The 10,607-nt window shown below is 74.7% G+C and carries 9 protein-coding genes and 1 pseudogene; 4 read left to right on the forward strand and 6 right to left on the reverse strand.

The annotated features are described in order from the left end of the window. Positions 1 to 26: 26 nt before the first annotated feature. On the reverse strand, positions 27 to 998 hold the full coding sequence (locus tag V6U81_RS17225; protein WP_334490578.1) for an AraC-like ligand-binding domain-containing protein: 972 nt from the start codon (positions 996 to 998) through the stop codon (positions 27 to 29). 199 nt (positions 999 to 1,197) lie between these two features. Further along, positions 1,198 to 2,088 carry a lytic polysaccharide monooxygenase gene (locus V6U81_RS17230; protein WP_334490580.1) on the reverse strand — a complete coding sequence of 297 codons (891 nt, stop codon included), beginning with the start codon at positions 2,086 to 2,088 and terminating at the stop codon, positions 1,198 to 1,200. A gap of 127 nt (positions 2,089 to 2,215) precedes the next feature. Here V6U81_RS17230 and V6U81_RS17235 point away from each other — a divergent pair, with 127 nt between their 5' ends. The 3 genes from V6U81_RS17235 to V6U81_RS17245 all read left to right on the forward strand — a co-directional run bounded on the left by V6U81_RS17235 (position 2,216) and on the right by V6U81_RS17245 (position 5,262). Beyond that, the gene (locus V6U81_RS17235; RefSeq protein ID WP_334490582.1) at positions 2,216 to 2,707 is read left to right on the forward strand and encodes a hypothetical protein; all 492 of its coding nucleotides are present in this window, start codon (positions 2,216 to 2,218) and stop codon (positions 2,705 to 2,707) included. A gap of 69 nt (positions 2,708 to 2,776) precedes the next feature. Beyond that, positions 2,777 to 4,183, forward strand: a complete 1,407-nt coding sequence (locus V6U81_RS17240; RefSeq protein ID WP_334490584.1) for a class II 3-deoxy-7-phosphoheptulonate synthase — start codon at positions 2,777 to 2,779, stop codon at positions 4,181 to 4,183. Between the two features lie 104 nt (positions 4,184 to 4,287). Beyond that, the gene (locus tag V6U81_RS17245) at positions 4,288 to 5,262 is read left to right on the forward strand and encodes a threonine aldolase family protein (RefSeq protein ID WP_420884039.1); all 975 of its coding nucleotides are present in this window, start codon (positions 4,288 to 4,290) and stop codon (positions 5,260 to 5,262) included. A 119-nt stretch (positions 5,263 to 5,381) separates the two neighbouring features. Here V6U81_RS17245 and V6U81_RS17250 read toward each other — a convergent pair whose 3' ends face one another. Beyond that, positions 5,382 to 6,242 carry a deoxyribonuclease IV gene (locus tag V6U81_RS17250; RefSeq protein ID WP_334490602.1) on the reverse strand — a complete coding sequence of 287 codons (861 nt, stop codon included), beginning with the start codon at positions 6,240 to 6,242 and terminating at the stop codon, positions 5,382 to 5,384. Positions 6,243 to 6,247: 5 nt separating this feature from the next. Next, entirely contained in the window at positions 6,248 to 8,230 is a 1,983-nt protein-coding gene (gene pknB / locus V6U81_RS17255) for a Stk1 family PASTA domain-containing Ser/Thr kinase (RefSeq protein ID WP_334490588.1), read from the reverse strand. 143 nt (positions 8,231 to 8,373) lie between these two features. Here pknB and V6U81_RS17260 point away from each other — a divergent pair, with 143 nt between their 5' ends. After that, positions 8,374 to 8,763, forward strand: a complete 390-nt coding sequence (locus tag V6U81_RS17260) for an Rv2175c family DNA-binding protein (RefSeq protein WP_334490590.1) — start codon at positions 8,374 to 8,376, stop codon at positions 8,761 to 8,763. Positions 8,764 to 8,858: 95 nt separating this feature from the next. On the opposite strand, the gene V6U81_RS17265 is transcribed toward V6U81_RS17260, so the two are convergent. Next, positions 8,859 to 9,941: a polyprenyl synthetase family protein gene (locus tag V6U81_RS17265; protein WP_334490592.1), complete on the reverse strand. Its 1,083-nt coding sequence runs from the start codon at positions 9,939 to 9,941 to the stop codon at positions 8,859 to 8,861. Between the two features lie 9 nt (positions 9,942 to 9,950). After that, positions 9,951 to 10,607: pseudogene (locus V6U81_RS17270) on the reverse strand (hypothetical protein); the annotation flags it as partial.

Below are 10,607 nucleotides of genomic sequence, written 5' to 3' on the forward strand. Positions count from 1 at the left end.
CCGCCCGCTCGTCCGTCCCGCCCCGGTCAGCGCCTGCCGGCCCGGTCCCGGTGCTCGCTGGGCGAGAGGCCGTACGCGGCCCGGAACGCCCGGCTGAAGTGGGCCCGGTCCCGGAAACCGCAGCGCGCCGCGACCTCGTGCACGCTCAGCCGGGCCAGGGCGGGATCGGCCAGGTCCCGGGAGCAGCGCTCCAGCCGGCGGGTGCGGATCAGCGCGGCGGCGGTGGTGCCGGTGCCCTCGAACAACCGGTGCAGCGAGCGCACCGACAGGTGGTGGGCCGCAGCCACGGCGGCCGGAGTCAGCTCGGGCTCGGCGAGGTGCCGTTGGACGAACGCCTCGATCCTGGTCCGCAGCCCGGTGGCCCGTACCTCGGCGGGCAGTTCCGGGTTCAGCCCCAGCTGTCCGGCCAGAGTGCCGGCGATCAGGTCCAGGGTCACCCGCTCCAGGTGCGGGGCGTCCGCCGGGGCGTACTGCCCGGGGTCCTCGACGACCTGGCGCAGGAAGCGGGCCAGCAGCAGCCCCATCCCGGTGCCGGACGGGATCTCCGCGGCCAGCAGCGCCTCGACCCGGCGGGTGGGCAGCGGCAGCGCGCCATGCGGCACCAGTGCGGTGAGGGTGCGTACCGGGCCGCCGGCCGGGCCGGGGCGGTGCGTCGAGCCGTGCGGGCGGACGGTGTCGACGAAGGCGAACCCGGACGGGTCGAGCGGCCCCTCGCGTCGCTCCTGGGACATCCCGCCGTGCCCGGTGAGCGGCAGGGCGAGCTGGTACAGCTCGGGGTCGGTGCTGCGGATCATTGCCGAGGTTCGGGTCATCCGTAGCGACGGGTACTGCCAGACGCCGAGGCGGACCATGCCCAGCTCGACCACCCGCGCCGAGGCGGTGAAGTCGGCGGCGTGGTCGCTGTCGATCCGGGCCGCGGCGGACTGCCGGGCGACGAGGTCCTGCCAGAAGTCGAACCGTTCCGCCGGTGCCAGCCAGCCGGTGTCTACCGAGGACACGGGAAGGATGGTCGGCACCCCCTGTTCGCCGGCGGTCGGTCCGCCGTCCACGGCAGACTAGCCAGCCCGCCGCGATGCCGCTCGGCGGCGGGTGCCGCACGGAACGGACCGCCGGCGCAGCGTGTCGAGCCTCCGCCCCGGCGCGCCTCCCCTCGGCGGGCAGGCGCGCCGGGGCCGGCGCGACCGGTGGGGCGGAGGGTCAGCCGGCGAGCCAGAGGGCGGGGACGTTGGGCGGCTCCCACCCGGTGAGCGAGGTGTGCGCCTGGCGGCACTGCCAGGTGCGGCCGGCGTACGACACCAGCGCGCCGACCGGGTACGCCGTGCCCGGCTGCCAGGCCGGTGGGGCGGTCGGCGGCGGGGTTCCGGTGGGGGTGGTCGTGGGCGGTGGCGTGCTGGGTGGGGGAGTGGTCGGCGGCGCCGTGGTGGTCGGCGGGGGCGCGGTGGTGGTCGGGGTGGTGCCGCCGAACGTCACGTCCGAGCAGGTGTAGAAGGCCTCCGGGCTGTCCGAGCGCTGCCAGATCGAGTAGACCAGGTGCCGGCCGGTACGCTGCGGCAGCCGCGCGGTCATCCGGTACGCCCCGTCGGTCAGCGCCGGGTCGGTGGTGGTGTGGAACAGCTCCAAGTCCGCCCAGCGCAGCGGCTGGCCGGGGTCGTAGCCGGCCCGGGTGACGTACAGCTCGAAGGTGCCGCGGTGCGGCGCGGTGGCCCGGTAGGCGAAGGTCCAACTGCCGCCGGAGGGCAGCGCGGTGGCCGGCCAGTCCGCCCGGGCCAGGTCGAAGCCGCGGTACTTGTCCCGGTTGGCGCTGCACAGCCGCCCGTCCGGGATGAGCTGACGGTGTCGGCCGGCGGCGTCGGCGATGTTGATCTCGTTCCAGTCGTAGAGGGCCTGGGTGCCGCCGGCCGCGACCGCCGCACGGCAGGCGGCCGAGTCGGGCGACTCCGGTCCCTCCAGGAAGCAGGCGTACGTGCGGCTGACCGGGGACTGCATCGAGCCGTGCGCCCCGGCGGCGCCCATCAGTGCCAGCGAGGCCAGCACGGGGACGCCCCCGATCGCGCCGACGGTCAGGGCGAGACGTCGTCGTCGCTCCATCGTTCCTCCCAACAGTTAAGAGTGTTAACTGAAAGTTTCCGGCACGACGGCCTGCCATGCAAGTGCGTCGATGTGACAGACTCGCCGCTCGGCATCTGTCGAGACCGCACCCCCGGGGGAGGACCTCATGGGCCCGACGCAGCGCAGGTGGGCCGGCGGCGTCACCGCCCTCGCGTTCCTGCCGCTCACCCTGCTCGGCTGCGGCATCGGCGGCGACGACGAGGACACCGGCGGCGTCACGGCGACCCCCCGGGCCCCCGCCGAGGAGGCCGCCGCCAAGTCCCGCGAGCGGGTGCAGGCCTACCTCGACGCGATGTCCGCCAAGGACGTCGACGCCGGCCGCAGCCAGCTCTGCGCGCCCATGCACGAGGCCTTCGACGCGGCGGCCACCGGCCCCAACGGCGACTTCGCCGACCACTTCACCGTGCCGAGGGCGGCCATCACCGACGTGCGTACCGGCCCCCGCGGCCAGGAGGTCAGTACCTCCATCACCGTCACGGTGGGGTCGAAGGAGATCTCCCGGGCGCTGCTGTTCACGGTCACCCGGGGCGGGGCCGACTGGTGCATCTCGGGCGAGACCCCGGGCGGGCACACCCCCGCCCCGGCCGTCACCCCCTGACCCTCCCATCTTCCGGAACCCGCACCCTCGCCGCCTGGCCACCCCGGCCGTCGCCGTACGCTTTCTCCCATGCGCCATGAGTGGCATCAGCTGAGCTACCCCGCCGTGAGCAGCCCCGGGCTGCAGACCAGCCGACCCACCGTCGACTCCGCCGAGGACGCCGCCCTCGGCCTGGACCGATGGCGGGACCTGCCCCGGGCGCAGACCCCGCCGTGGTCCGACCCGGCCGCGGTCGCCGAGGTCTGCAAGGTGCTCGACACCGTCCCGTCGGTGGTCGCGCCCTACGAGGTGGACCAGCTCCGGCAGAAGCTCGCGCTCGTCTGCGAGGGCAAGGCGTTCCTGCTCCAGGGCGGCGACTGCGCGGAGACCTTCGCCGACAACACCGAGAGCCACCTGCTCGCCAACGCCCGCACCCTGCTCCAGATGGCGATCGTGCTCACCTACGGCGCCTCGCTGCCGGTGGTCAAGGTCGCCCGGGTCGCCGGGCAGTACACCAAGCCCCGCTCGCTGCCGACCGACGCGCGCGGCCTGCCGGCCTACCGCGGCGACATGATCAACGGGCTGGACACCACGCCGGAGGCGCGGGTCGCCGACCCGCAGCGCATGATCCGGGCGTACGCGAACTCGGCCGCCGCGATGAACATGCTCCGCGCGTACCTCGGCGGTGGCCTGGCCGACCTGCACGCGGTGCACGACTGGAACAAGGGCTTCGTCAAGAACTCTCCGGCCGGCGAGCGCTACGAGGCGATCGCCCGGGAGATCGACCGGGCGCTGGCCTTCATCCGGGCCTGCGGGATGACCGAGGAGGAGGCCCTGCGGACGGTCACCCTCTACTGCTCGCACGAGGCGCTGGCCCTGGAGTACGACCGGGCGCTCACCCGGGTCTCCGGCCGGCAGGCCTACGGCCTCTCCGGGCACTTCCTCTGGATCGGCGAGCGCACCCGGCAGATCGACGGCGCGCACATCGACTTCATCTCCCGGATCGCCAACCCGATCGGGGTCAAGCTCGGCCCGACCACCACCCCGGACGAGGCGATCGAGCTCTGCGAGAAGCTCAACCCGGAGAACATCCCCGGCCGGCTCACCCTGATCAGCCGGATGGGCAACCACAAGGTGCGCGACGCGCTGCCCCCGATCGTCGCCAAGGTCACCGCGGCCGGCGCCAAGGTGGTCTGGCAGTGCGACCCGATGCACGGCAACACCCACGAGTCCTCCAACGGCTACAAGACCCGGCACTTCGACCGGATCGTCGACGAGGTGCTCGGCTACTTCGAGGTGCACCGCGGCCTGGAGACTCACCCGGGCGGCCTGCACGTCGAGCTGACCGGCGAGGACGTCACCGAGTGCCTCGGCGGCGCCCAGGGCATCGAGGACCTCGACCTGCCCGATCGGTACGAGACCGCCTGCGACCCGCGACTGAACACCCAGCAGTCGCTGGAGCTGGCCTTCCTGGTGGCGGAGATGCTCCGTGGCTGACGCGAGGAGTGAGCTTGCGAGCCCCGCACTCGGCAGCCGAAAGGATGATCGTGGCTGACCTCATCGACCTGCGATCCGACACCGTGACCCGGCCCACCGCCGGGATGCGCGAGGCCATGGCCACCGCCGAGGTGGGCGACGACGTCTACGGCGAGGACCCCACCGTCGCCGCGCTGGAGGCCGAGGTCGCCGCCCTCTTCGGGCACGAGGCGGCGCTCTTCGCCCCGACCGGCTCGATGGCCAACCAGATCGCCCTTCAGCTCGTCGTGCCGCCCGGTGACGAACTGCTCTGCGACGCCGACGCGCACGTCGTCACGTACGAGATCGGCGCGGCGGCCGCGTACGGCGGCATCTCCTCGCGGACCTGGCCGGCGGTGGGCGCGGAGGTCGACCCGGACGTGGTCGCCGGCATGGTCCGGCCCGACGGCTACTTCGCCGTGCCGACCCGGGCGATCGCGGTCGAGCAGACCCACAACCGCGGCGGCGGTGGGGTGATCCCGCTGGCGACCCTGCGGGACCTGCGCCGGGTCGCCGACGACAACGGCCTCGCCCTGCACTGCGACGGCGCCCGGATCTGGCACGCGCACGTCGCCGAAGGGGTGCCGCTGATCGAGTACGGGCGGCTCTTCGACACCCTGTCGGTCTGCCTCTCCAAGGGCCTCGGCGCCCCGGTCGGCTCGCTGGTGGTCGGCAGCGCCGAGAAGATCGCGCGGGCCCGCTTCGTCCGCAAACGGATGGGCGGCGGCATGCGCCAGGTCGGTGTCCTCGCCGCCGCCGGCCGGTACGCCCTCGCCCACCACGTCGGGCGGCTCGCCGAGGACCACGCCAAGGCGGCCCGGCTGGCCGAGGCGGTCGCCCCGTTTGGGGTGCTCGCCACCGGGGTGCGGACGAACATCGTCCCGCTCGACCTGACCAAGCACCCGCTCGACGCGAAGGCGTTGGCCGCGGCGGCCCGTGCCGAAGGCGTGCTGATCTCGGTGCTCGGCCCGCATACCGCCCGCCTGGTCACCCACCTGGACGTGACCGACGACGCCATCACTCGCGCCGCCGAAACCCTCACCCACCTCCTCCGCACCTGACCACCCCCCCTCGGCGAGTTGATCAAGAAGTTTGTGTCCTCCGCAGCCGGAATCCGGACGCAAACTTCTTGATCAACGAGGGCTCGGCGGTCCGGGGCGGGGCCGGGGGTGGGGGTGGGTCAGGGGTGGAGGCGGTTGAGGGTGGCGATGTCGGTGGCGTGACCTTCGTGCTTCTCCGTCGGGGTCTCCACCACGATCGGAACCCCGGCGGTGGCCGGATGGGCCATCAGCTCGGCGAACGCCGGCTCGCCGATGCTGCCCTTGCCGATGTTCTCGTGCCGGTCCCGGGTGGAGCCGCACAGGTCCTTCGAGTCGTTCGCGTGCACCAGCCGCAGCCGGTCCGCCCCGACCGTGGCGACGAGGGTGTCCAGGGTCGCCGTCATGCCGCCCTCGGCGGCCAGGTCGTGCCCGGCCGCCCAGGCATGGCAGGTGTCGAAGCAGACCCCCAGCGCCGGGTGCTGGTCGACCGCGTCGAGGTACGGGCCCAGGTGCTCGACCCGGGAGGCCAGCGACCGGCCCCCGCCCGCGCTCGGCTCGACCAGCAGCATCGGGCCGCCCGCCGCCAGCGTCTCGTCCAGCAGCGGCAGCAACGCCTCGCGTACCTGCCGCATGGCGGCCTCGGCGTGCCCGGCGTCGACCGCGCTGCCGGCGTGGAAGACCACCCCGCGAGCCCCGATCGCCCGACCCCGGCGCAGCCCGTGCGCGAGGGTCTCCGCGGACCGCTCGACCGTCGCCGCGGTGGGTGAACCGAGGTTGACCAGCAGCGACGCGTGGATGAAGATCGGCACCTCCCGCTCGGCGCAGCCGTCGCGGAAGAGGCCGTCCTGCGTCGGGTCACCGGCCGGCAGCGCCCAGCCCCGCGAGTTGGAGACGTAGACCTGCACCACCCGGGCGCCGGCCGCGTCCAGGTACGGCAGGGCCGCCTTCGCCAGACCGCCCGAGGTGGGGGTGTGCGAGCCGACCGGCCGGCCCGTCGCCACCGTGCTCACAGGCACCCGATCGTGACCGGGGTGCCCGGCGGCACCTGCGAGTTCTCGCCCGGGTTCTGGAACCGGACGATGCCGTTCGGGTTGAACTGCACGGTCACCGGGAAGCCCATGCCCTGCAACTGCTGCTGTGCCTGCGGGCAGGGCTGGTCGATCACCCGGGGCACGACCACCTGGGCCGGGCCCTTGCTGACGTCGAGCTTGACCTGGGTGCCCTTCACGACCCCGGCGCCGTCGGCCGGGCTCTGCCCGAGGACCTCGTCCTTCGGCTTCTCCGAGTCCTTGTACGTCTCCACCGGCACCAGCCCGAGCTGCGCCAGCGTCGCCCGCGCCTCGTTGATGTTCCGGCCGACCAGGTTCGGCACCGTGATCGGCGCCCGGCCCCGGCTCAGCACGACGGTGACCTTGGTGCCCGGGCGGACCTGGGCGCCCGCCTTCGGGTTGGTCTCCACCACCACCCCGGCCGGGAGGTTGTCGTCGTAGCGGGCGGCGCCCTTGGCGACCACCAGCTTCGCGCTGGTCAGATCCGCCTCGGCCAGGTCGAACTCCTTGCCGACCACGTCCGGCAGCGGGAACCGCTCGGGCCCCAGCGACAGGGTGAGCGTGATGGTGCCGCCCTTGAGGATCCGGCCCGCCGAGGCCGGGCTCTGCGCGACGACCGCGTCGCGGGGCACCTTCTCGTCGTAGCGGGGCTGGGCGTAGGCGAGGGCGAAGCCACCCCGGTCCGCCTGCGCCTGGGCCTGCGCCTTGGTCATGCTCACCAGCTGCGGGGCGACCGTGTAGCGGCCCACCCCGACCCACCAGCCGCCGACGGCGGCGAGCAGCCCGAGCACCACCACGACGGCGGCCACCGAGAGTCGACCCCGGGGAGTGCCCGTCACCCGGTCGCGCAGCTCGGCCAGTCGGGCCTTCGGGTCGCCGGCCGCGACGGCCCGGCGCCGGTGCGGCCGCTGCGGCTGCCCCTCGGGCAGGCGCGCCCACGCCGGGCGCTCGGCCGGCCGTACGGCGGCGACGACCATGGTCGGCTGGGACACCGCCGACTCCTGGTCGGTCACCCGGCCCAGCATGGCGGTGTGCGTGTTCGGGTTGCCCAGGTCGTCCCGGGCCACCTGCACCTCGGCCAGCAGGGCGCCGGCGTCGGTGGGCCGGGCGCCGGGATCGCGCCGGGTGGCCCGCCGGACCAGCTCGTCGAGGACCCGGGGCAGGCCGGGCACCAGGGTCGACGGGGCCGGTACGTCCCGGTCGACGTGCTGCCAGGCCACGTCCACCGGCCGGTCCCCGTCGTACGGGACCCGCCCGGTGAGCATCTCGAACAGCACGATGCCGGCCGAGTAGACGTCGGTGCGCGGGTCGGCGTGCCCGTCGGTGACCAGCTCCGGCGCCACGTACGCCACGGTGGCCATCAGCTGGTTGCCGTCGGCGTCCTCGGCGCTGGCCTCGACCGCGCGGGCCAGCCCGAAGTCGGCGACCTTGACCACGCTGTCGACCAGGTTGGCGGCGCCGCCGGTGGGCGCCTCGGCGACCAGCACGTTCTCCGGCTTGACGTCCCGGTGGACCAGCCCGGCCCGGTGGGCGGCGCCGATCGCGGCGAGCATCTGCTCCATGATCGCGAGCGCCTCGTCCGGGTTGAGCCGGCGCCGCTCGGCCAGCACGTCGCGCAGGGTGCGCCCCCGGACGTACTCCATCACCAGGTACGGCAGCCCGCCGTGGGTGCCCTGGTCGTAGACCGCCACCACGTTCGGGTGGGTCAGCCGGGCGATGGTCTTGGCCTCGTCGGTGAACCGGTCCACGAACCCGGCCAGCCGGGACCGGGCCTCGGGCGCCTGGGACGGATGAATGATCTTGACCGCCACGGTGCGCTCCAGGCGCTCGTCGGTGGCGGTGTACACGGTCGCCATGCCGCCACGGGCGACGCGCCCGCGAATGCGGTAGCGCCCGTCGAGGAGCGAGCCCAGCAACGTGTCGGCGACCTGTGTGTCCATCGGCAGGCAGTCTATGTGTCCGGAGGGTGAAGGTTGAACAGGATGCTACAGCCGGGGCCCGATCCCGGCGGTCCCGCCGCGCTCGCGCAGGCCACCCGGGGTGCCGCTGCACCCGTCCGGGGGCGACGTGGCAGGGTGGGCGGGTGACCGATTCCGTACCCGCCGACCAGGCCCCCGGCACCGACCTCGCCGGCCCGACCGACCCGGCCGACTGGCTGACCCTGCCCGACGTGGCCGAACGGCTCGATTTGTCGATCAGCAAGGTCCACCAGATGATCCGGGACCGCGAGCTGATCGCCGTCCGCCGCGACGGCGTCCGCCGGATCCCCGCCGACCTGGTGGCCAACAAGACGGTGCTCAAGCACCTGCCCGGCGTGCTGAACCTGCTCGCCGACGCCGGCTACGACGACGAGGCCGCGCTGCGCTGGCTCTACGAGCGCGACGACACCCTCTCCGGCGGCACCGGGGCGGCCACCCTCGGCGGCGACCACGCCCGCGAGGTCAAGCGCCGCGCCCAGGCCCTCGGCTTCTGACCCGCTCCTCCTCGGCCGATCACGGGGTTGGCGGCGGTTTCCGGGACCGGACCGCCGTCAATCCGTGATCGACCGAGACGTCGCGGTCCGGGGGATCAGTCGGCGCGGCGGGTCGCGGCGATGGCCAGGTCGACCAGGGCCTGGCGGGCCTCGGTGTCGAGGTCGACGGTGGTCAGCGCGGCCAGCGCGGCATCGGTGAGGGTGACGATGCGCTGCTCCGTACGGGCCAGCGCCCCGCTGCCGCTGATCAGCTCCCGTAGCCGGGCCACCCCGGCCTCGTCCAGCTCGGGGTCGCCCAGCCGGCCGAGCAGCAGTTCCCGGCCGGCGTCGTCGGTCGCCTCGACGGCCGCCGCCACCAGATAGGTGCGCTTGCCCTCGCGCAGGTCGTCGCCGGCGGGCTTGCCCGTCTGCGCCGGGTCGCCGAAGACCCCCAGCACGTCATCGCGGAGCTGGAACGCCTCGCCCAGCGGCAGCCCGTACGCCGAGTACGCCGTCCGGACGTCCGCCGACGCGTCGGCCAGCGCCGCGCCGAGCAGCAGCGGCCGCTCGACGGTGTACTTCGCCGACTTGTACCGGGCCACCTTGCTGGCCCGCTCCACCGAGGTGTCGCCGGTGGCCTGAGTGAGCACGTCGAGGTACTGCCCGACGGTGACCTCGGTGCGCATCTCGTCGAAGACGGGTCGGGCGCGGGCCACCGTACGCGGATCCAGCCCGGACGAGTGCAGCAGCTCGTCCGACCAGACCAGGCAGAGATCGCCGAGGAGCAGGGCGGCGGCGTCGCCGAACCCGTCCGGGTCCCCACCCCAGCCGGCGGCCCGGTGCCGGGCGGCGAACCGCCGGTGCACCGCCGGCTCACCCCGCCGGGTGTCCGACCGGTCCATCAGGTCGTCGTGGATCAAGGCGCTGGCCTGGACGAACTCCAGGGCGGCCAGGGCGGTGACCACCTGGTCCGCGTCCACCCCGCCGGCGCCCCGGAACCCCCAGTACGCGAAGGCCGGGCGCAGCCGCTTGCCGCCGCCGAGCACGAACGCCTCGATCGCCTCGGCGACCGGCACCAGCGCGTCGTCGACGCCGGTCATCCAGGTGCGCTGGTTGGCCAGAAACTCGGTCAGCGCCTTGTCCACCCGCTGACGCAGGCCGGCGCGGTCGACGGGGGAGACGGGAGCAGCGTGGGTCACGCCACGACGCTAGCCGGTCCCGGGAGGCCATGCGGCACCACCGGGTCGGCGCGTCGTGTGCGGTCGGCCCGCCCCGGTGCCCGTCGCGCCGTGCGGGGTGACCGGGCCGGTCGGTCGGGCGCCCGCACCGCGTCGGGCCGTCGGCCGGGACCGGGTGGCCCGGGGCGGGGCGGGGGCCGGCGCCCGGGCCAGGAACGGACGGGCCTCGCCGAGCAGCGCGGTGTAGCGCCGTACCGCCGGCTCGGCGTGGTGCTCGGCCAGCCGGCGCCCCAGCTCGGCCAGCGGGGTGGCGGCCCGCGCCGACCCCGTGCGGACCGCGTCGAGCAGCGCCTCCCCGGCCACCGCGCAGGCCTGCTCCACCTCGCCGAGCTGGAGCAGGCCGCGGGCCAGCCAGCCGCCGTAGACCGCCGCGTTGCGGGGGCGGCCGGGACGCCGCGCCGGGCGCAGCAGCGGCACGGCCGGGCCGGGGCGACCGAGCGCGACCAGGGTGCGGCCGGTCATCGCGGCCAGCTCGGCGTCGTCGAGCCAGTAGAGCCAGGGCGGCTCCGCGCCGGGGGTGAGGGCCGTCCGCCCGGCCGCGTCGAGGGCCTGCCGGGCGGCCGGCGCCCGGCCGCCCAGCGCCGCGGCGGGCGCGATCCGGTGCAGCAGCAGCGCCAAGTCGGAGGC

It is taken from the genome of Micromonospora lacuserhaii (assembly GCF_036902735.1).
Classification (GTDB): Bacteria; Actinomycetota; Actinomycetes; order Mycobacteriales; family Micromonosporaceae; genus Micromonospora.